The organism is Polaromonas sp. P3_A5, from assembly GCF_056403055.1.
Genome location: NZ_JBFUGF010000001.1, coordinates 2,755,861 through 2,774,878 on the forward strand (window position 1 = coordinate 2,755,861; position 19,018 = coordinate 2,774,878).

Annotated in this window: 21 protein-coding genes; 12 read left to right on the forward strand and 9 right to left on the reverse strand. The window is 61.5% G+C overall.

The features are described 5' to 3' along the window. The gene (locus AC1DU8_RS13050; protein WP_457278933.1) at positions 1-525 is read left to right on the forward strand and encodes an FKBP-type peptidyl-prolyl cis-trans isomerase; all 525 of its coding nucleotides are present in this window, start codon (positions 1-3) and stop codon (positions 523-525) included. A gap of 82 nt (positions 526-607) precedes the next feature. On the opposite strand, the gene AC1DU8_RS13055 is transcribed toward AC1DU8_RS13050, so the two are convergent. From AC1DU8_RS13055 to coaBC, 4 genes are all read right to left on the reverse strand, one after another. Beyond that, a complete protein-coding gene (locus AC1DU8_RS13055; protein ID WP_457278934.1) occupies positions 608-1,117 on the reverse strand; it encodes an outer membrane lipoprotein in 510 nt (169 codons plus the stop codon). A 231-nt stretch (positions 1,118-1,348) separates the two neighbouring features. Then, positions 1,349-1,795 (reverse strand): dUTP diphosphatase, encoded by a 447-nt coding sequence (gene dut / locus AC1DU8_RS13060; RefSeq protein WP_457278935.1) that lies wholly within the window; start codon positions 1,793-1,795, stop codon positions 1,349-1,351. A gap of 3 nt (positions 1,796-1,798) precedes the next feature. Further along, on the reverse strand, positions 1,799-2,227 hold the full coding sequence (locus AC1DU8_RS13065; RefSeq protein ID WP_457278936.1) for a hypothetical protein: 429 nt from the start codon (positions 2,225-2,227) through the stop codon (positions 1,799-1,801). Beyond that, a complete protein-coding gene (coaBC, locus tag AC1DU8_RS13070; RefSeq protein WP_477688913.1) occupies positions 2,224-3,495 on the reverse strand; it encodes a bifunctional phosphopantothenoylcysteine decarboxylase/phosphopantothenate--cysteine ligase CoaBC in 1,272 nt (423 codons plus the stop codon). The genes AC1DU8_RS13065 and coaBC overlap by 4 nt, the downstream gene beginning before the upstream one ends. A gap of 301 nt (positions 3,496-3,796) precedes the next feature. Between coaBC and AC1DU8_RS13075 the strand changes: the two genes are divergently transcribed. The 6 genes from AC1DU8_RS13075 to AC1DU8_RS13100 all read left to right on the forward strand — a co-directional run bounded on the left by AC1DU8_RS13075 (position 3,797) and on the right by AC1DU8_RS13100 (position 9,083). Beyond that, entirely contained in the window at positions 3,797-5,488 is a 1,692-nt protein-coding gene (locus AC1DU8_RS13075) for a CTP synthase (RefSeq protein ID WP_457278938.1), read from the forward strand. A 2-nt stretch (positions 5,489-5,490) separates the two neighbouring features. Then, complete coding sequence (gene kdsA / locus AC1DU8_RS13080) at positions 5,491-6,348, forward strand: 3-deoxy-8-phosphooctulonate synthase (RefSeq protein ID WP_477688912.1); 858 nt, start codon at positions 5,491-5,493, stop codon at positions 6,346-6,348. A 33-nt stretch (positions 6,349-6,381) separates the two neighbouring features. Further along, the gene (locus AC1DU8_RS13085) at positions 6,382-6,687 is read left to right on the forward strand and encodes a DUF1330 domain-containing protein (protein WP_477726846.1); all 306 of its coding nucleotides are present in this window, start codon (positions 6,382-6,384) and stop codon (positions 6,685-6,687) included. Between the two features lie 27 nt (positions 6,688-6,714). Beyond that, positions 6,715-7,998 carry a phosphopyruvate hydratase gene (gene eno, locus AC1DU8_RS13090; RefSeq protein WP_457278941.1) on the forward strand — a complete coding sequence of 428 codons (1,284 nt, stop codon included), beginning with the start codon at positions 6,715-6,717 and terminating at the stop codon, positions 7,996-7,998. Between the two features lie 278 nt (positions 7,999-8,276). Then, on the forward strand, positions 8,277-8,552 hold the full coding sequence (locus AC1DU8_RS13095) for a septum formation initiator family protein (RefSeq protein ID WP_457278942.1): 276 nt from the start codon (positions 8,277-8,279) through the stop codon (positions 8,550-8,552). A 30-nt stretch (positions 8,553-8,582) separates the two neighbouring features. Further along, a complete protein-coding gene (locus tag AC1DU8_RS13100) occupies positions 8,583-9,083 on the forward strand; it encodes a hypothetical protein (protein ID WP_477726847.1) in 501 nt (166 codons plus the stop codon). Between the two features lie 32 nt (positions 9,084-9,115). Here AC1DU8_RS13100 and hslO read toward each other — a convergent pair whose 3' ends face one another. Together hslO and AC1DU8_RS13110 are read right to left on the reverse strand one after the other, a co-directional pair. Continuing rightward, the gene (gene hslO / locus AC1DU8_RS13105; RefSeq protein WP_477646843.1) at positions 9,116-10,084 is read right to left on the reverse strand and encodes an Hsp33 family molecular chaperone HslO; all 969 of its coding nucleotides are present in this window, start codon (positions 10,082-10,084) and stop codon (positions 9,116-9,118) included. Positions 10,085-10,245: 161 nt separating this feature from the next. Then, complete coding sequence (locus tag AC1DU8_RS13110) at positions 10,246-10,770, reverse strand: gamma carbonic anhydrase family protein (protein ID WP_477726848.1); 525 nt, start codon at positions 10,768-10,770, stop codon at positions 10,246-10,248. 152 nt (positions 10,771-10,922) lie between these two features. Here AC1DU8_RS13110 and AC1DU8_RS13115 point away from each other — a divergent pair, with 152 nt between their 5' ends. Then, positions 10,923-11,735 carry a ferritin-like domain-containing protein gene (locus tag AC1DU8_RS13115; RefSeq protein WP_477726849.1) on the forward strand — a complete coding sequence of 271 codons (813 nt, stop codon included), beginning with the start codon at positions 10,923-10,925 and terminating at the stop codon, positions 11,733-11,735. A 98-nt stretch (positions 11,736-11,833) separates the two neighbouring features. Beyond that, entirely contained in the window at positions 11,834-13,120 is a 1,287-nt protein-coding gene (locus tag AC1DU8_RS13120; RefSeq protein ID WP_457278947.1) for a class I SAM-dependent methyltransferase, read from the forward strand. A gap of 285 nt (positions 13,121-13,405) precedes the next feature. Here AC1DU8_RS13120 and xerD read toward each other — a convergent pair whose 3' ends face one another. Together xerD and AC1DU8_RS13130 are read right to left on the reverse strand one after the other, a co-directional pair. Continuing rightward, a complete protein-coding gene (xerD, locus tag AC1DU8_RS13125) occupies positions 13,406-14,308 on the reverse strand; it encodes a site-specific tyrosine recombinase XerD (protein WP_457278948.1) in 903 nt (300 codons plus the stop codon). Between the two features lie 89 nt (positions 14,309-14,397). Then, positions 14,398-15,378 carry a tripartite tricarboxylate transporter substrate binding protein BugE gene (locus AC1DU8_RS13130; RefSeq protein ID WP_457278949.1) on the reverse strand — a complete coding sequence of 327 codons (981 nt, stop codon included), beginning with the start codon at positions 15,376-15,378 and terminating at the stop codon, positions 14,398-14,400. 110 nt (positions 15,379-15,488) lie between these two features. Here AC1DU8_RS13130 and AC1DU8_RS13135 point away from each other — a divergent pair, with 110 nt between their 5' ends. Genes AC1DU8_RS13135 through AC1DU8_RS13145 form a run of 3 tightly spaced genes read left to right on the forward strand, consistent with a single transcriptional unit; the run spans position 15,489 to position 17,753 of the window. Further along, entirely contained in the window at positions 15,489-16,394 is a 906-nt protein-coding gene (locus AC1DU8_RS13135; RefSeq protein ID WP_477688910.1) for an AEC family transporter, read from the forward strand. Positions 16,395-16,452: 58 nt separating this feature from the next. Next, positions 16,453-16,974 carry a hypothetical protein gene (locus AC1DU8_RS13140; protein ID WP_477726850.1) on the forward strand — a complete coding sequence of 174 codons (522 nt, stop codon included), beginning with the start codon at positions 16,453-16,455 and terminating at the stop codon, positions 16,972-16,974. A gap of 47 nt (positions 16,975-17,021) precedes the next feature. Beyond that, complete coding sequence (locus tag AC1DU8_RS13145) at positions 17,022-17,753, forward strand: DnaJ domain-containing protein (RefSeq protein WP_457278952.1); 732 nt, start codon at positions 17,022-17,024, stop codon at positions 17,751-17,753. A gap of 204 nt (positions 17,754-17,957) precedes the next feature. Here AC1DU8_RS13145 and queG read toward each other — a convergent pair whose 3' ends face one another. After that, positions 17,958-19,010: a tRNA epoxyqueuosine(34) reductase QueG gene (gene queG / locus AC1DU8_RS13150; protein ID WP_457279777.1), complete on the reverse strand. Its 1,053-nt coding sequence runs from the start codon at positions 19,008-19,010 to the stop codon at positions 17,958-17,960. Positions 19,011-19,018 lie beyond the last annotated feature (8 nt).

Here is a 19,018-nt window from a genome sequence, read left to right on the forward strand (position 1 = left end):
ATGAAAATCACCCCGCAATGCGTCGTAGCCCTGACATGGACGCTGAAAGACACTCTGGGCGATGTGCTGGACGAGCTGGACGAACCCATCGAGTTTTTACTCGGCGGCGATGATCTCCTCGCGAAGATCGAGGAGGCACTGCAAGGCCATGAAGCCGGAGAGAAGCTTGAGCTGCACCTTGAGCCCGAAAACGCCTTCGGTGACTACGACGAGAATCTGGTTTTCCTCGAACCCCGCAAGATTTTTCCAGCCGAACTGGAAGAAGGCATGACCTTCGACGGCATGGCCCTTCCGCCAGGAAGCAGCGGGCAAGCGCCTCATGATCATATTTACACCGTGACCGAGATCTACCCCGATCACGTCGTGCTCGATGGCAACCATCCCCTTGCGGGCATTGCCATCCGGTTGAACCTCAAGGTTGAAGCCGTGCGCGAAGCCAGCGAAGAGGAAATCGGCCAGGGCTCACTTGGTACCGGTTTTTTCAAACTTGAGCCGATCACACCGGGAAGTGGCACGCTGCACTGAGACGCGTGCAATTCCAGGCGTAAAAAAGCCGGCCCTTCCCTGCGGGAGTAGCCGGCTCTTCATATGCGGAGGAACCGCAGCTTTACATGACCCGGTTGATCTGGCCGTTTTCGATCTTTACGCGGTCTCCCACGCGAAGGTTGCCGTAGCTGGGCACGTCGTAGGCGCGTGAGCTGCCATTGTCCAGTTGCACGGAGACGCGATAGCTTTCACGAATGGTCGCATTGCGGTTCTTTTCAATGGCGTTGCCGGCCACTGCGCCGCCCACCGCACCCACCACGGTTGCAGCATCCTTGCCGCTGCCGCCACCGATCTGGTGACCCACCACAGCACCCGCCACACCGCCCAGGACAGCACCCACGCCAGAGCCGCGGCCCTTTTCCGTAGTCTGGATGGCTTCCACATTGATGACCCGTCCGTACTCAACATAAGCATTCTGCTGATTGGCGGGATAGGACGAAGAAGCGGGATAGGTTGAGGTGGTGGCCGGGTAGGACGAATCGCCGCTGGGGCTCATGGGCGCGCAAGCAGCCAAGCCCACCAGTGCCAGCACAGCGGAAGCCGAGGAAATAAAGCGGAATGTGTTTTGCATGAGTCTCTCCTGTTAATAAGTTCATGAGCTTCCCGGCCCCTGCCATCGGCTTCACGCTAGCGAGAAGCCGATACCAGGAGCGCGGAGACTCCCATGACCCATTAAGGGCACGCCGCAGCAAATACAAGGTGGGGATTAGAGCTGTCGCGGCGTGGGAGCCGTGTCGCAGGGGTTGTAGGAAAACACCCTCCCCTGACGCCTTTTGCCCGCCAGCGCCAGCCCTTCAGGCGGTCAGGCTTTGCCCGTGGAGCCGTACCCGCCTTCGCCACGCTCACTGGCGGGAAATTCCGCCACCACATTGAACTGCGCCTGCACCACCGGCACGATCATCAGCTGGGCGATCCGCTCCATCGGCTCAATGGTGAATGGCACATCGCTGCGGTTCCAGGCGCTGACCATCAGCTGCCCTTGGTAATCACTGTCGATCAGGCCGACCAGGTTGCCCAGCACGATGCCGTGCTTGTGGCCCAGCCCCGAGCGCGGCAGGATGAGCGCGGCATAGCCGGGGTTGTGCAGGTAGATCGCAATGCCGGTCGGTACCAGTTGCCACGCGTTGGCGGCCAGCGTCAGGGGCGCCTCCAGGCAGGCGCGCAGGTCCAGGCCGGCGCTGCCGGGCGTGGCGTAAGCAGGAAGGTTGTCCTGAAGGCGGGGGTCGAGAATCTTGACGTCGATGAGCATGAATTATTTTTTCTTCGGTTGTTGATTTTTTTGCGCCTCTTCGGCGGCCTGCCGGGCGAGCTCGCGCAGCCGCTGGACCAGCGCACCCGAGGAGTTGCGGTTGGCCTTGAAGACCACCCAGGCCCCATAGACCAGCAGCGCGGGCAAAAACAAAAAGCCCGCGCCGGGCAGCACTTCGGAGAGCGCCTGGGTAGCGATCCACAACACTACTACCCATCTAACGTGGCTGAGGAAGGACATGCCAGCCAAAGGCGCCAGCGCAGCCTTCACCGAAGGCGTGCCTGAACTCGCTGAAAACCGGGGGTTGGCGGAAACACCCGCCTGGGGTTTGAGCAAATCCTCACGCACTCCCGCAGCGGCATTGGCGCCAGTCAGGCGCTCCACGTAGCTGGCGAAATCACCGTCAGGCGGTGTGTCCGAGGGGTGATTCATGGTGCAGCCGCCTTTCCGTGCGATGGCCCGGCCGCCATCCGGGCGGCGATCTCCTGCACCAGACGGCGCGCCAGCGAGAGCTTGGAAGCCCTGGGCAGCGCGGTGCTACCCTCCGCATCTACCAGCAGCAACGCGTTGTGGTCCTGACCGAAAGTGTCGGGGCCGATGTTTCCGACCAGCAGCGGCACTTTTTTGCGCAGGCGCTTGGCCCCGGCGTTGTCGGCCAGGTCATGGCTTTCAGCGGCAAAACCCACGCAGAATAACCGGCCGGCCTGGGCGGCGGGTGACTGGGCGACAGTGGCCAGGATGTCCGTGTTTTCGGTAAACACCAGCTGCGGCGTCTGGCCGGAGCCGTCTTTCTTGATCTTCTGCGTTGAAGGCGCGGCCGGCCGCCAGTCAGCGACAGCCGCAGTTGCTATAAAAATAGTAGCTGCTTGCGCATGCCCTGTAACGGCTTCAAGCATATTTTGTGCAGATTTGACGTCAATGCGATTGACCCCGCGTGGCGTTGACAGCCCGACCGGGCCCGCAACAAGAGTGACCTCTGCTCCTGCTTCGTGCGCCGCCCGCGCAATGGCAAAACCCATTTTCCCGCTCGACAGGTTGGTGATGCCGCGCACGGGATCTATGGCCTCATAGGTCGGTCCGGCCGTGACCAGCACATGCTGCCCGGCCAGCACCTTGGGCGCAAAGAAGGCAATCAGGTCTTCGAGGATCTGCTCAGGCTCCAGCATGCGTCCGTCGCCGGTCTCGCCGCAGGCCTGAAAACCACTGCCCACGCCCAGCACCGTGGCACCATCACCGGCCAGTTGGACAAAATTGCGTTGGGTCGCCGGGTGCGCATACATCTCACGGTTCATGGCCGGGGCCACCAGCAACGGGACCTTGTCGATGGGCCGGGCCAGGCACATCAGGCTCAGCAGGTCGTCGGCACGCCCGTGAAGCAGCTTGGCCATGAAATCGGCGCTCATGGGCGCAACCAGGATCGCATCGGATTCGCGCGACAGGTTGATGTGCGCCATGTTGTTCGCTTCACGGCTGTCCCACTGGCTGGTGTAGACCGGCCGTCCGCTCAGGGCCTGCATGGTGACGGGCGTGATGAACTGCTCGGCAGCTTCGGTCATGACTACCTGCACCGTGGCACCCGCCTTGATCAGCGCCCGGCACAGTTCAGCGGCCTTGTAGCATGCAATGCCACCCGACAGGCCCAGCACGATGTGTCTGCCGGCCAAGTCCAGGGCTTCATTGCCGTCCGGGCCGCTTCCCATGGGATTCACTTGATTCGTCATGTTCCGCAATGTATCTCAGTTGGAGGAAAGGCCCCCACGCTTTTCGCTTCGCGTAATGCGCTGCCCCCCGAGGGGGCGCTGCGCCTGCGGCCCGGCTAAGCCGGTTCCGCGGCCCCGGCTTGCTTGGTCAACACCGGCCAGCCTTACGTGGGCTGCGAGCCACCGTGCAAGCCCGAACAGCTGTGGGCTGAAATTCAGTATCCCCTGCAAGAAGTAACCCGGCGGGCAACCCGTATAATCTCCGTTTACCACCTCTACGAACTTGCGGTTCGTACCTGACATGACCAAATTTGTCTTCGTCACCGGCGGTGTGGTGTCTTCCCTGGGCAAGGGAATCGCCTCAGCCTCCTTAGCTGCGATCCTCGAATCGCGAGGCCTCAAAGTCACTTTAATCAAGCTCGATCCCTACCTGAATGTGGATCCGGGCACCATGTCGCCCTTCCAGCATGGCGAAGTTTTTGTGACCGACGACGGCGCCGAGACCGACCTGGATCTCGGCCACTATGAGCGTTTCATCGAAACGCGCATGCGCAAGGCCAACAACTTCACCACCGGCCAGATCTACAAAAGCGTGCTTGAGAAAGAACGCCGTGGCGACTACCTGGGCAAGACCGTGCAGGTCATCCCGCACGTCACCAACGAAATCCAGGAATTCGTCAAGCGCGGCGCCGGCTACGAGACGGCTGATGCGGTCGACGTGGCCATCGTCGAAATCGGCGGCACCGTCGGCGACATCGAGTCCCTGCCCTTTCTTGAAGCCGTGCGCCAGATGAGCCTGCGCCTGGGCGCCAACAACACCGCCTTCGTTCACCTGAGCTACGTGCCCTGGATCGCCGCCGCCGGCGAGCTCAAGACCAAGCCGACCCAGCACACCGCCAAGCAACTGCGTGAAATCGGCATCCAGGCCGACGTGCTGCTGTGCCGTGCCGACCGCCGCATTCCCAACGAAGAGCGCGAAAAAATCTCGCTGTTCTCCAACGTTCCCGAGTGGGGCGTGATCTCGATGTGGGACGTCGACACCATTTACAAAGTGCCCCGCATGCTGCACGAACAGGGCCTGGACGGCCTGATCTGCGACAAGCTACGCCTGAACACGCCACCGGCCAACCTCAAGCGCTGGGACGACCTGGTCTACGAGACCGAGCATCCGCAGACCGAAGTGCACATCGCCATGGTCGGCAAGTACGTAGACCTTTCAGACAGCTACAAGTCGCTTAACGAAGCCCTGCGCCACGCCGGCATGAAGAACCACGCCAAGGTGGTCATCGAGTATGTCGACTCCGAAACCATCACGCAGGACAATGTCTCGCGCCTGGCGCGCTTTGACGGCATCCTGGTGCCCGGCGGCTTCGGTATACGCGGCGTCGAAGGCAAGATCTGCGCGGCCCGCTTCGCCCGCGAGCAAAAGATGCCTTACCTTGGCATCTGCCTGGGCATGCAGGTAGCGACCATCGAATTCGCGCGCCATGTGGCTGGCCTGAAGGACGCCAACAGCACCGAGTTCGACCCCGCCACACCGCACCCCGTGATCGCGCTGATCACCGAGTGGAAAGACGCCGACGGCACGATCAAGACACGCAATGCCAAATCCGACCTGGGCGGCACCATGCGCCTGGGCGCGCAAAGCTCGGACGTCGCAGCCGGCACGCTGGCCCACAAAATTTATGGTGACGTGGTGACAGAACGCCACCGCCACCGCTATGAAGCCAACGTCAACTACCTCGATGCCCTGCGTGCGTCGGGCCTGGTCATCTCCGCGCTAACGCAGCGCGAGCAACTCACCGAAATCGTCGAGCTGCCGCAAGACGTCCACCCCTGGTTTGTCGGCGTGCAGTTCCACCCCGAGTTCAAGTCCACGCCTTGGGATGGCCACCCGCTGTTCAATGCCTATATTGCGGCCGTACTCCAACAGCGCGCCACGGCAGGCCAGGACCCGAAAGCTGCCGCCAAGCCCCTCAAGGCGGTAGCCTGACCATGAAACTCTGCGGATTCGACATTGGCCTGAACCAACCCTTCTTCCTCATCGCCGGCCCCTGCGTGGTGGAGTCCGAGCAATTGCAGATGGACACCGCCGGTACGCTCAAGGAAATCACTTCCTCGCTGGGTATTCCCTTCATCTTCAAGAGCAGTTTCGACAAGGCCAATCGCACCAGCGAGACGGCCTTTCGTGGACTGGGCACGGAAAAAGGACTGGAGATCCTGGCCAAGGTCAAAAAGGAAATTGGCGTGCCGGTGCTGACCGACATCCACTCCGAAGACCAGATCGCCCAGGTCGCCAAGGTCGTCGATGTGCTGCAAACGCCGGCCCTGCTGTGCCGCCAGACCGACTTCATCCACGCCGTCGCGCTGTCCGGCCTGCCGGTCAATATCAAGAAGGGCCAATTCATGGCCCCGGGCGACATGAAGAACGTCATCACCAAGGCGCGCGCGGCCGTCAAGGCGGCCGGTCTGCCGGAAGACAACTTCATGGCCTGCGAACGCGGCGCCAGCTTTGGCTACAACAATCTGGTCAGCGACATGCGCAGCCTGGCCATCATGCGGGAGACCAACGCGCCGGTCGTGTTTGACGCGACCCACTCGGTGCAGCTGCCCGGCGGCCAGGGCACCAGCAGCGGCGGCGTACGCGAGATGGTGCCGGTGCTGGCGCGTGCCGCGGTGGCCGTCGGCGTCTCTGGCCTGTTCATGGAAACCCATCCAGACCCGGCCAGGGCCTTGTGCGACGGCCCCAATGCCGTACCGCTCAAGCACATGAAGGCGCTACTGGAAACACTGCTCGAACTGGATCGTGTCACCAAGAAAAACGGCTTCCTCGAAAACAACTTCAGCGCCTGAGCCAGCGATCCATCCCGGAAACCTACACAAGCCATGACATTCGCCTACATCATTGTCGACATGAAGATCACCGACCCCGAGCAGTACAAGCAGTACATGGCGGCCGCGCCCGCCGCGGTTGCAGCCGCTGGGGGCGAATACCTGGTGCGCGGTGGCAAGTTTGAGGCGCTGGAAGGCACCTGGCAACCTGCACGCGTCGCCATGCTGCGCTTTCCCAGCTACGAAAAGGCCAAGGCCTTTTATGACGACGAAATGTACCGCGCCGCACGTGCCAAGCGTGCTGGCACCACCGAGTTTTTCAATATGGTCCTGGTCGAAGGCGTTGCCGCCCCGGTCTGATCCCCTCTCTACAAAAAAAGGAACCTAATGAGCGCAATTGTTGATATCGTCGGCCGCGAAATTCTCGACAGCCGTGGCAACCCTACCGTTGAGTGCGACGTGCTGCTGGAGTCCGGCGTCATGGGCCGTGCTGCAGTGCCTTCGGGCGCGTCCACCGGTTCGCGTGAAGCCATTGAGTTGCGCGACGGCGACAAGTCGCGCTACCTCGGCAAGGGCGTGCTCAAGGCCGTCGAACACATCAACACCGAAATCTCCGAAGCCGTGCTGGGCCTGGACGCCAGCGAACAGGCCTTCCTGGACCGCACGCTGATTGACCTCGACGGCACCGACAACAAATCGCGCCTGGGCGCCAACGCCACGCTGGCCGTCAGCATGGCCGTGGCACGCGCAGCAGCTGAAGAAGCCGGCCTGCCCCTGTACCGCTACTTCGGCGGCAGCGGTGCCATGCAGATGCCCGTGCCCATGATGAACGTCGTCAACGGCGGCGCGCATGCCAACAACAACCTGGACCTGCAGGAACTGATGATCATTCCCGTGGGCGCACCAAGCTTTCGCGAGGCCGTGCGCTACGGTGCTGAAGTGTTTCATGCGCTCAAGAAAATCCTGCACGACAAGGGCATGAGTGTGGCCGTCGGCGACGAAGGCGGCTTTGCACCCAATGTGGCCAACCATGAATCGGCCATCCAGATGATCCTGGAGGCCATCGACGCCGCTGGTTATGTGGCCGGCGAACAAATTGCCCTGGGCCTCGATTGCGCAGCGTCGGAGTTCTACAAGGACGGCAAATACGTCCTGGGCGCAGAAGGCCTGAGCCTGGACGCCACCGAATGGACCAACATCCTGGCAACCTGGGTCGACAAATACCCCATCATCAGCATCGAAGACGGTATGGCCGAAGGCGACTGGGACGGCTGGAAGACCCTGACCGAACGCCTGGGCAAAAAGGTGCAGCTGGTCGGCGACGACCTGTTCGTCACCAACACCAAGATCCTCAAGGAAGGCATCGACAAGCAGATTGCCAACTCCATCCTGATCAAGATCAACCAGATCGGCACGCTGACCGAGACCTTTGCCGCCATCGAGATGGCCAAGCGCGCCGGCTACACCGCCGTCATCAGCCATCGTTCGGGCGAAACCGAAGACTCCACGATTGCCGACATCGCCGTGGGCACCAATGCGGGCCAGATCAAGACCGGTTCACTCTCGCGCTCGGACCGCATGGCCAAGTACAACCAGCTGCTGCGCATCGAAGAAGACCTGGGTGACATCGCCACCTATCCGGGCCGCGCGGCCTTTTATAACCTCCGGTAAATGGCCCCCACGCTCGTCGCTTCGCGTACTTCGCTGCCCCCCGGGGGGGCGCGTTTTTTCTTGGGGCGGCCCGGCGAAAAGTCAGCCCCCACGCTCGTCGCTTCGCGTACTTCGCTGCCCCCCGAGGGGGCGCGTTTTTTCTTGGGGCGGCCCGGCGAAAAGTCAGCCCCCACGCTCGTCGCTTCGCGTACTTCGCTGCCCCCCGAGGGGGCGCGTTTTTTCTTGGGGCGGCCCGGCGAAAAAACCTTGTCCTTTAATCATCACCCTCAAGCATAGGCATGGGAAACCGACTCGTCCCCGCCATCCTGATTGCGCTCCTGGCCATATTCCACGCGCAACTCTGGATCGGCCGGGGCAGCATTCCCAGCGTGCGCGACATGCAGCACCGGCTGACCGAGCAGCTCGCCAAAAACGTTCAGGCGCAGGCTGCCAATGACCAGCTCGCTGCAGAAGTCCGAGACCTGAAGGAGGGGCTCGAAATGGTCGAAGAAAAAGCCCGGATCGAACTCGGAATGGTCAAGCCGAATGAAATCTTCGTGCAGGTGACCAAGTAAGCCCTGGGTATCCAGCCTGCGAAAGTACCCGTGCTGAAAATTGCCGTTACCGGCGCTCCACTTACCGGAAAGAGACAGCTTGCCGCTGCGCTGGACTGCGCCCTGAAAATCTCGGGGCACGAAGCCACCGTAGCCGTGACCGATGCCGCGTCCCTTCCTGCCGACCTCCCCAGCTTTGGGCTGACGCTGCTCATGGGACTGGAAGAAACGCAGGCGGCCAAAACGGCCGATGAACGCTGGCAACATCAACACAGCGCCGACCAGTCGATTCGTGCAGCCCTGTCGCACGCGGGCATTCCCTATCGCGTCATGTACGGGACCGCAGAGCAGCGCCTTGCCCGGGCGCTGGAGGCCGCGCAAAGTCTGCGGCCCCGTGCCCCGACTTTCACCCGAAGCACGCCCAGCGCGACAGCAAGCCCCCAAAAAAGCAGGAAGGCCTGGGTGTGGGTCTGCGAAAAGTGCAGCGATCCTGCTTGTGAGCACCGCCTGCTCAGCGACCTGCTGGCGGAGCGCGCTGCAGCAACCGCTTGAAGCATTGCCCTGCCGCAGCGCGGCCGACGAAACTATTGCACGGTGGACGTGGGTGGCTGCTGGTTGGTCTGGCTGGTGAAAAGCTGCGCCGCATCCACCGGGTCAAATTCATACTGTGCGCCGCAAAATTCGCACCCAACCGCGACCTTGCCACGTTCGGAAATGATGCTTTCGATTTCGTCTGTACCCAGGCTGCGCAGCATGTTGCCCACACGGTCGCGCGAACAGCTGCAGGCAAAACTGGGGGTGGCGGGTTCAAACCGGGTGACCTGCTCTTCCCAGAAAAGGCGGCGCAGGATCGTGTCGGCATCGAGAGTTAAAAGCTCTTCGCGCTTGAGCGTGCCGGCCAGCATGGCAATACGTTTGTAGTCTTCATTGACGCCGATCTGGTCTTCGTTGGCGTCCCGGTCGATCTGGCCTTCAAGGTTCCCCTGGCCTTTGACCGGCAGCCGCTGGATCAGCAGGCCGGTAGCCACCTTGCCGTCGGCTGCCAGAATCAGTTTGGTGTCGAGCTGCTCACTTTGCAGCATGTAATGCTCAAGCACTTCCGCCAGGTTCTCAATCTTCTCGCGCTGATCGCCAAAAAGCGGCACCACACCCTGGTAGGCCTGCTGCCCCGGCAACTTGTCCTTGGGGTCCAGCGTGATCGCGCAGCGCCCCTGATTGCTCACGTTGACCAGCTGGCTCAGTGAGCTGCCCGCATCGACCGTACCCGTCACCGTGGCGGTGGCGCGCAAACTCAGGTCGGGCTGCACTTCGGCCACAGCCAACTTGACCGGGCCGTCACCGAAGATCTGAAGAATCAGCGCACCGTTGAATTTGATGTTGCTCTGCATCAGCGCACCTGCGGCGGTCATTTCTCCCAGCAGCTGCATGACCTCGGCCGGGTAGCCGCCGGCCGCCTGTCTGCGTTTGAGGATTTCCTGCCAGGAATCGGTCAGGCGGACCAGCATGCCGCGAACCGGCAGGCCTTCAAAGATGAATTTATGCAACTCAGACATTGGGCCCCCACGGTCGCTCACTTCGTGTAGCTCCCTGCCCCCCGAGGGGGCCGCTGCGCCTGCGGCCCGGCGAAGCCGGTTCCGCGGCCCCTGCTGGAATGGGAACTCCGACGCTAGCGCTCTGTGTGTATTTATTGGGTTTGATCATGCTTAAGTGCCGTTCAGGCGATTTTCTTGAGCCCGGCCTTGTAGCGCTGGGCATTGTCTATATAGTGCTTCGCGATCATTTTTAAACCCTGAATCTGCTCGGGGGAAAGCTGCCTCACCGCCTTGGCCGGACTGCCGATGATCAGGGAGCCGTCCGGGAATTCCTTGCCTTCGGTCACGACTGAGCCCGCGCCTACCAGGCAGTTCTTGCCGATCTTCGCGTGATTGAGCACAACCGCCTGGATGCCGATCAGCGAACCATCGCCGATGGTACAGCCGTGCAGCATGACCTGGTGGCCGACCGTGACGTCTTCCCCGAGGGTAAGGGGCACGCCCATGTCGGCATGCAGCACGCTGTTGTCCTGGACATTGGTGCCCCGGCCCACCGTGATGGTTTCGGTGTCGCCCCGGATCACCACGCCAAACCAGACGCTGCAGTCTTCGCCAAGCCGCACATCGCCGATCACCTGGGCGTTGTCGGCCACCCAGGCAGACGCAGGAACGGTGGGGGTCAGCTTGTCCAATTGATAAATAGCCATGCGTTCTCACTCAAAATTAAAGCCAAAGGCCACAAACGGGAAAGAGCGTGGCGGCTATGCACCGATTGTAAGGAGGCGGCTTCCCCTGTCATTCAGCGTACACCGCCGGCAGCCATTCCGGACATCCCCAAGGTATCAACGACAATGGATTCATGACGGATCTACTGGCCCCTGCAGAACTGCGCCAGCAAGCGCTGCAGGCCCTTCTCACCAAAAATCCAGAGCAAAAAGTGCGCCTGGCCCAACAGGCGCAAGCGCAAGCAGCTACTGTTTTGATAGCAAAGGAGCTGGCGATTCCTGCGCCACCGGGTCTGCCCGGATGCCCGGAACGGCCGGAACTGCGCTCTCACCTGGATGTACCCAAGCGCTCGCCTTTCACACACGAGGGGTTGGCGGCCCTGCTTCATGCCGTCACGCACATCGAGTTCAATGCCATCAACCTCGCCCTGGACGCCATCTGGCGTTTTGCCGGCATGCCGCGGGCCTACTACCTGGACTGGCTGCAGGCAGCCGCCGAAGAAGCCCGCCATTTCAGCCTGCTGCGCGCCCATCTACAGGCCATGGGTTACGACTACGGCGATTTCCCATCGCACACAGGGCTATGGGACATGACTGCCAAAACCGAAGGCGACGTGCTGGCGCGCATGGCGCTGGTGCCGCGCACCCTGGAGGCCCGCGGCCTGGACGCCACCCCACCCATGCAGGCCAAGCTGCGCAAGGTCGGCACGCCGGACGCGCTGCGAGCCGTGGACATCCTGGACATCATCCTGCGCGACGAAATCGGCCACGTCGCCATCGGCAACCGCTGGTACCGCTACCTGTGCGCCCAGCGGGGCCTGGATCCGGTGGCGACCTACCCGGTGCTGGCCAGGCAGTATGGGGCGCCTCGCCTGAAGGGCCCGCTGAACCTGGACGCCCGCCGGCGGGCTGGTTTTGACGAGGCGGAACTGGCGCTTCTGGTCTAGCAACAGGTTCCAGGACGCGGCGAATTCCTACACATACAGTCACGGCAGGGATTTTCGAACAGCGCTAGACTGCAAAACTCTTGAAAAGGAGTTTGCGCATGATCCGGCATCTCGTTCCAGACATCCCTTCGCAAATGCCGGGCTTGCCCGCGGACATCGCCTTGCAGCTGCCGCAGGGCCAGCGTCTCGGAGAGCCTAACGCCCCCGTCAAGCTCGCGTTTTCGCACTGGTCTTCCATCGCCCGCCTCAAGGCCGGCCAGATCGGCGCCCTGGCAGAGGACTACGTCGAAGGCAAACTCCAGCTCGAGGGCGCCATGCGCGACGTGATGCGCGCCGTCACCAAACTGCTGCCCGGCAACCCGGTGCAAAGCGACACCGGCTGGTGGTCCGGCCTGCTGCACCGCGCCAAGTCCCTGGCCGCCCACACCCAAAGCCGGGATGCAGCGCAAATCCAGTTCCACTATGACGTGTCCGACGCCTTCTATGCGCTCTGGCTCGACCCTCGGCGGGTGTATTCATGCGCCTACTACAGCGACAACGCCATGACATTGGCCCAGGCCCAGGAAGCCAAGCTCGACCACATCTGCCGCAAGCTCATGCTCAAGCCCGGCGAACGTTTCCTGGACATTGGCGCCGGCTGGGGTGCGTTGCTGATGTGGGCGGCCGAACATTACGGCGTCGATGCCACCGGCATCACCCTGTCGAAAAACCAGCACGCGCACGTGCAGCGGCTGATTCAGGAAAAAGGCCTGGAGGGGCGCGTGCGCATGGAGCTGCGCGACTACCGCGACATGCCGGAAGACCAGCCCTTCGACAAGATCTCGTCCGTGGGCATGTTTGAGCACGTGGGCCATGCCAACATGACGGCCTACTTCCAGAAGATCATGCACCTGCTGGCCCCGGGCGGGCTGGTCATGAACCACGGCATCACGGCCGGCGGCCTGGAAAACCGCCAGCTCGGCGCCGGCATGGGCGAATTCATCGAAAAGTACATCTTCCCCGGCGGTGAGCTGATGCACGTCAGCGCCGTGCTGGAGCACATGTCACGCGCAGGCCTGGAGATGGTGGACACCGAAAACCTGCGCCCCCACTATGCACGGACGCTGTGGAACTGGTCGGACGCCCTGGAGGCCAGGCTGGACGACGCGCGTCAGGTACTGGCCGCAGACGGCGGCGCCGAACGCGCGGAAAAGACTTTGCGCGCCTACCGCCTCTACCTGGCAGGCAGCGCAATGAGCTTTGAGCAAGGCTGGATCTCGCTGCACCAGATGCTGGCGGCGCGGCCCTCAGGTGATGTGCACAACACACCGGTCACCGGCGCCCAATCAAGCTATCCCTTCAACCGGGACTACATGTACACCCCCGTCCAGGCTCACTCCGTGTAGCCTGTTCCCCCCTTGCAGGGGGCGGCGCCTGGGGCCGGCAAAGCCGAAAAATCGGCACACCCCTATCGGGCTCACTTCGTGTAGCCCTTTTCCCCTTGCAGGGGACGGTGCCTGCGGCCCGGCAAAGCCGGTTCCGCGGCACCTGCTGGTGAAATACCTCTCTACTCGATTACGCCCGCGGAACTATTCATGCCAGCATGAGCGCCGGAACCGGCTTTGCCGGGCCGTAGGGTGGGCGGCCCCTCGGGGGCAGCGAGTTACGCAGCGAACGACCGTGGGGCTCTACTACCCCCTGGGGTGGTGCTGCGCGTGCAGCGCTTTGAGCCGTTCACGCGCCACATGGGTATAAATCGTCGTGGTGGAAATATCGGCATGGCCCAAAAGCATCTGCACCGCGCGCAGGTCGGCGCCGTGGTTCAGCAAATGCGTGGCAAATGCATGGCGCAAGGTGTGCGGAGACAGCGGCGAGTTGATGCCGGCAAGCCGCGCATATTTTTTCACCAGCATCCAGAACATCACGCGGCTCATGCCCTTGCCGTGGCCGGTGACAAACAGGTCGTCGGTCTGCTGCCCTCCCAGGATGGCCGGCCGCGCGTCTGCCAGGTATTTCACAATCCATTCCCGTGCCACCTGGCCGAAGGGCACCAGCCGTTCCTTGCTGCCTTTGCCCATGACGCGAAGCACCCCTTCGTTCAGTCCCACATGAAATGTCTTGAGGCCCACCAGCTCGCTTACGCGCAGGCCGCTGGCGTACAACAGTTCCAGCATGGCGCGGTCGCGCTGGCCCAGCGGCGTGCCGTCGTCGGGTGCGGCCAGCAGGGCTTCAACCTGGGCTTCGCTCATGACTTTGGGCACCCGAAGCGCCTGCTTTGCCGACTGGAGTTTGAGCGTCGGGTCTGCAGCAATCAGGTGCTCGCGTAATGCCCAGCGAAAATAGCGCTTGAACACCGTCAGGCGCCGGTTGGCGGATGTTGCCTTGGTCGCAGCGTGCCGGGCCGAAAAGTAGCGGTTGAGATCGGCCTCCGCCGTCTCGTCAAGTTTTCGCCCTCCCTGCTCCCTGGCAGCCAACCATCCGGCGTAGAGCGACAAGTCGCGGCGGTAAGCCGCCAGGGTGTTTTTGGACAGCCCGTCTTCCAGCCACAAGGCGTCAATAAACCCATCAATACTGGACTGGCTTTCTGGCTGCATGGGGTGACCATAACAAAAAAGCCGCCGCACATTTGAATGCGCGGCGGCTTACGGGTAGCTTTGCTTCCGGTCAGCCCGGCTTCAAAGTTCTATTCGAGCTTGAGCTTGGCCGAGTCGACCACTTTTCTATAGACATCAAATTCGGCCTTGATCTGCGCCGTGAACTGCTCGGGCGTATTCGCAATGATCAGGGAGCCGGTGTCTTCGATCCGTTTGCGTATCGCCGGATCTTCCAGCGATTTCTTCACCCCGGCGCTGACCTTGTCGACCACGTCCTTTGGCAAGCCTTTCGGGCCGATGATGCCGTAATAGGCCATGCGGTTCACAGGCTCCAGGCCGACTTCCTTGAAAGTGGGTACATCCGGCAGCACAGCCAGGCGCTGGGGCGCGGCCACCACAATGGGGATCAGGCGCTTTTGCTGGATGAACGGCAGGGCCGATGGAAGGTTGTCAAAAATCATGGGCACCTGCCCGGCCACGGTGTCGTTCAGGGCCGGACCCGCGCCGCGGTAGGGAATGTGCGTCACGAAGGTACCCGACATGCTCTTGAAGAGCTCCATCTGCAGGTGACCGATTCCGCCGGTGCCCGAGGACGAATAGGAATACTTGCCGGGGTTCTTTTTGAGCTCAGCCACAAACTCCTTGTAGTTGCGCGCCGGAAAGCTCGGGTGAACCGCAATGATGTTGGGCGTTGCCGCGATATTGATGATGGGCGTGAAGTCCGTCAGCGTGTTGTACGGAATTTTGGGGTTGATGGCCGGATTGGCCGCGGTGGTGGACACCGTGGCCACGCCCAACGCATAACCATCGGGAACGGCGCGCGATGTCTCAAGTGCGCCCACCACGCCGCCGCCGCCGGCCCGATTTTCGACGATCACGCTCTGGCCCAAGGCCTTGCCCAGTGGCTCGGAGATGACGCGGGCGACGATATCAGTGGTGCCACCCGGTGCAAACGGCACCACGAGCTTGACCACCTTGTTGGGATAACCCTGTGCCAATGCGGGGCCTGCGGCGGCGCCCAGCGCAAGCGCGGACACCACGGAATAGGCAAACAGATAACGACGTTGCATGTTCAGTCCTTCAATAAAAACAGCAGAAATGGTAATCGCAACATTCATGCCCCGCAGTTGTGGATTACGCATAAGGGCAAACCCGGGGGGATTGCGGTTATTCTCGGCGAGTGAACTACGCGCAGCTTCTTTTTCCCGACTTTTCCCTGATTGTTTGCGGCTACCTCGTCTGCCGCTACACCGCCCTCAACCGCACCGTATGGGAACAGGTGGAGAGCCTGGTTTATTACTTTTTGTTTCCGGTCCTGCTTTTTCATTCGATCGTCAAAAGCCCGCTGGACCTGGGCGCCGCCTCCAGCCTCATCAGCGCCGGCATCCTGCTGGGAATAGCCGGTATTGCGATGGCCTACAGCCTGCCGCACCTGCCTTGGCTGGGCAGGCACATCGACTCGCGTGAGCACGCCGCCAGCGCGCAGGTGGCGTTTCGCTTCAACTCCTTCATTGCGCTGGCCCTGGCCGACCGGCTGGCGGGCAGCCAGGGCCTGCAGCTGATCGCCGTGCTGATTGGTGTATGCGTGCCGCTTTTCAACGTGGCGGCGGTGTGGCCCATGGCGCGGCATGCCAGGCGCGGCTTCATGGGCGAGCTGGCGCGCAATCCGCTGATCCTCGCTACCGCCACAGGCCTGGTGGCCAACCTGCTCGGCTTTACCCTGCCTGTCTGGCTCGAACCCACGGTGACCCGCATCGGAGCCGCCTCGCTGGCACTGGGCCTGATGGCGGCAGGCGCCGGCATGCAGTTCGGCCACCTGTCGCAAGCCAAGACGCTGGCAGTGGCCGTGCTGTCGATACGGCACCTGCTGATGCCGCTCATGGCTATGGGCCTGTGCAAAGCCTTCGGGCTGTCGCCGGTGCAAAGCACCATCCTGCTGGCGTTTTCCGCCTTGCCTACGGCCTCCAGCGCGTACGTGCTGGCGGCGCGCATGGGCTACAACGGGGGTTACGTGGCGGGCCTGGTGACACTTTCAACAATGCTGGGCATTCTTAGCCTGCCTTTCGCTCTCGGTATACTGATGTAAAAATTTGTGACATCAGACGCCGGCAGGGAGGAAATACGTGGGAATTTACAGGCCAATGATGGTCGCCGTATTTGCGGCGATCGCGTGTTCTGCAGCAAGCAGTCAGCAATTGTTCAAATGTGGAGCCACATTCCAGGACAAACCCTGCGACACCGAGATCCAGAAAAAGTATTCCTCCTTAACTGGCTCCTTTAGCAAGGAACAGGTCAATGCCGCTGCCGACACGCAGTGCGCAGATTTGGGAGCCCGTGCCATGCCCATTATTCAGGCCAGAGCCCACAAGGAAACCCTTGAGGGCTTGCATGCCCAAATTGATGCCAAAACTATTGGTCGGTTGGAAAAAATTCAGCAAAAAGAACTGGTTTCTTCCGTGTTTGCCAAGAAAGGCAATCCTGCAGAGATTAGGGGAGCCATTGAGGCCGAGTGCATGGACAGCAAACGGACAAGCAAAGCTCGTCTTGCTATATCGACACCGAGCGTCTATCCAGAAAATTCCCGACTTACAGGTGTCGATGCCGGAGCTGAAGCACATACAGCAAGAAGAATCACAGTAACTGTAAGTACGTCAAGCCGGCGCTAGGCTCCGTCGCGGATAACCACTAACAATATCTACCTCACAGGGATTTCATGAAGTCAGCCTATCTGGTTCTGGGAGTACCCGGAAACGCCAACAAAGAAGACATTGAAGTGGCCTTTAACAAGGCAAATATCCATTACTCCCCGGCCAGGCTGGCGGCTGACCCACAAGCCGTTGACAGATTCCTGGAAGTCAAAACCGCCTACCAGGTACTGCGAGACGACGAGTCCAGGGCTGCGCATGATCGCAAGCTCAGCAGTACGCTAACGAGGCCCGCGGCCGCACGTCTGGACAGAACAATCAAAGTCGAGCAGGAATCGTCGGGACTCACACGTGTTGTGGTCATTCTGGCTGTGGGAGTTGCAATGCTGTTCGCAGGGAGTTTTTACATCAGCTCCAAGCGTGAAGCTGCGCGCAAGGAACAGGCCGCACAAGAACTTCGGCTGAAGGTACAAGCGGAAGAGGATGCCAGGAAGGAAGAACTCCGTCTGGCTGCGGAAGAAGCGAACAGACAGCAGATTGCCAAGCAGGCAGCACAGCAAGAGCGGCAATTCCGCCAGGAAAGCGAGCGCGCAATCAACAATGTCCGTTCAGCGGAAGCGCAGCGCAGCTATCTGGAATCACAAAGAGCCAGTGCTGAACAGCGTGAAGCGCAGCGCAAGGAGTACGAAGCCCAATCACGTGAACAAAACAAGGTAAGGGAAGCGCAAAACCAGCTGGCCAGAGACAAAGCCCGTATTCGCGAGTTGTGCTACCAGAACTACCGGCGCTGGGACTGCTAAAAGACCGCGCTGCCTTTTGTGGCTGCCCGGTCAGGCACTTCGTGTCGGATGCCTGATGGCCGGCGCGAAGCCAGCACCTCGGTTCGAGCCTTAAGTCTAATATGCGCTTATCGCTCAAGCGCATGACATGCCAAATGCTTTGCTATTGATTTAGGAGCTGCTTGCGCTTGTCTCCAAAGGGCTGCAGGCCATTTTCGTTCAAATTTACTGATCAAGGGCCCAGGCCACATGTTCCCGCACCAGCTCGCTGGGAGAAGCGGCATGCATTTGCAGGGCCTCGCGCAGGGGCTGTCCCGCCTCAGGATCGAGCACCCGCAGGGCATTGCCCATGGCCACCGCAAGGTTGCGCAGCCAGCGCTCATGGCCAATACGGCGTATCGGGCTGCCTTCAGTGAATCGCAAAAACGCCGCTTCCGTCCAGCCAAGCAGGGTGACGAGCTGCTGCCCCGTCAAGCCGCTGCGCTCGTCAAAATCGGGCAAGGCACTGCGCTGGGCGAATTTATTCCACGGGCAGACCAGCTGGCAGTCGTCGCAACCATAAATCCGGTTACCCATCAGCGGGCGAAGCTCCAGGGGAATCGGGCCCGCGTGTTCGATGGTGAGGTAAGAGATGCAACGCCGTGCATCGAGCTTGTGGGGTGCGATGATCGCCCGCGTCGGGCACACGTCAATGCAGGCCTGGCAGGTGCCGCAGTGCGGCGTCACCGGCTCGCTGGGCGGCAGGGCAATGTCAACGTAGATTTCCCCCAGGAAGAACATGGAGCCCGCTTCCCGGTTGAGCAGCAAGGTGTGTTTGCCGCGCCAGCCCTGGCCGCTGCGGGCTGCCAGTTCGGCCTCCAGCACGGGCGCGGAGTCGGTGAAAGCCCGATGGCCGAGCTGGCCGACGTGGCCGGAGATGCGTTCGCTGAGCTTTTGCAGGCGGGTGCGCATGATCTTGTGATAGTCGCGGCCACGTGCATACACCGACACGATCCCTTCCGCAGGCCGCTCGAGCCGGCTGAACTCCAGGGCCTGCCATTCGCCTGGGACGGCAGCCGTCGATGCGGGCAGATAGTCCATGCGTGCCGTGATGACGCTGACGGTGCCCGGAATCAGTTCGGCCGGCCGGGCCCGTTTGAGCCCGTGCGCTGCCATGTAATGCATGTCACCATGGAAGCCTGCGGCCAGCCAGGCTGATAATCCAGGCTCGGCCGAGGATAAATCCACACCGGCCACGCCAATTTGCGAAAATCCAAGCTCGCGCGCCCAAGTTTGAATTTGAGAAA

Excerpts from the sequence above, each read along its gene's own strand:
- AC1DU8_RS13050 (WP_457278933.1), top strand. The coding sequence starts at position 1 with ATGAAAATCACCCCGCAATGCGTCGTAGCCCTGACATGGACGCTGAAA.
- AC1DU8_RS13055 (WP_457278934.1), bottom strand. The coding sequence starts at position 1,117 with ATGCAAAACACATTCCGCTTTATTTCCTCGGCTTCCGCTGTGCTGGCA.
- dut (WP_457278935.1), bottom strand. The coding sequence starts at position 1,795 with ATGCTCATCGACGTCAAGATTCTCGACCCCCGCCTTCAGGACAACCTT.
- AC1DU8_RS13065 (WP_457278936.1), bottom strand. The coding sequence starts at position 2,227 with ATGAATCACCCCTCGGACACACCGCCTGACGGTGATTTCGCCAGCTAC.
- coaBC (WP_477688913.1), bottom strand. The coding sequence starts at position 3,495 with ATGGGAAGCGGCCCGGACGGCAATGAAGCCCTGGACTTGGCCGGCAGA.
- AC1DU8_RS13075 (WP_457278938.1), top strand. The coding sequence starts at position 3,797 with ATGACCAAATTTGTCTTCGTCACCGGCGGTGTGGTGTCTTCCCTGGGC.
- kdsA (WP_477688912.1), top strand. The coding sequence starts at position 5,491 with ATGAAACTCTGCGGATTCGACATTGGCCTGAACCAACCCTTCTTCCTC.
- AC1DU8_RS13085 (WP_477726846.1), top strand. The coding sequence starts at position 6,382 with ATGACATTCGCCTACATCATTGTCGACATGAAGATCACCGACCCCGAG.
- eno (WP_457278941.1), top strand. The coding sequence starts at position 6,715 with ATGAGCGCAATTGTTGATATCGTCGGCCGCGAAATTCTCGACAGCCGT.
- AC1DU8_RS13095 (WP_457278942.1), top strand. The coding sequence starts at position 8,277 with ATGGGAAACCGACTCGTCCCCGCCATCCTGATTGCGCTCCTGGCCATA.
- hslO (WP_477646843.1), bottom strand. The coding sequence starts at position 10,084 with ATGTCTGAGTTGCATAAATTCATCTTTGAAGGCCTGCCGGTTCGCGGC.
- AC1DU8_RS13110 (WP_477726848.1), bottom strand. The coding sequence starts at position 10,770 with ATGGCTATTTATCAATTGGACAAGCTGACCCCCACCGTTCCTGCGTCT.
- AC1DU8_RS13115 (WP_477726849.1), top strand. The coding sequence starts at position 10,923 with ATGACGGATCTACTGGCCCCTGCAGAACTGCGCCAGCAAGCGCTGCAG.
- AC1DU8_RS13120 (WP_457278947.1), top strand. The coding sequence starts at position 11,834 with ATGATCCGGCATCTCGTTCCAGACATCCCTTCGCAAATGCCGGGCTTG.
- xerD (WP_457278948.1), bottom strand. The coding sequence starts at position 14,308 with ATGCAGCCAGAAAGCCAGTCCAGTATTGATGGGTTTATTGACGCCTTG.
- AC1DU8_RS13130 (WP_457278949.1), bottom strand. The coding sequence starts at position 15,378 with ATGCAACGTCGTTATCTGTTTGCCTATTCCGTGGTGTCCGCGCTTGCG.
- AC1DU8_RS13140 (WP_477726850.1), top strand. The coding sequence starts at position 16,453 with ATGGTCGCCGTATTTGCGGCGATCGCGTGTTCTGCAGCAAGCAGTCAG.
- AC1DU8_RS13145 (WP_457278952.1), top strand. The coding sequence starts at position 17,022 with ATGAAGTCAGCCTATCTGGTTCTGGGAGTACCCGGAAACGCCAACAAA.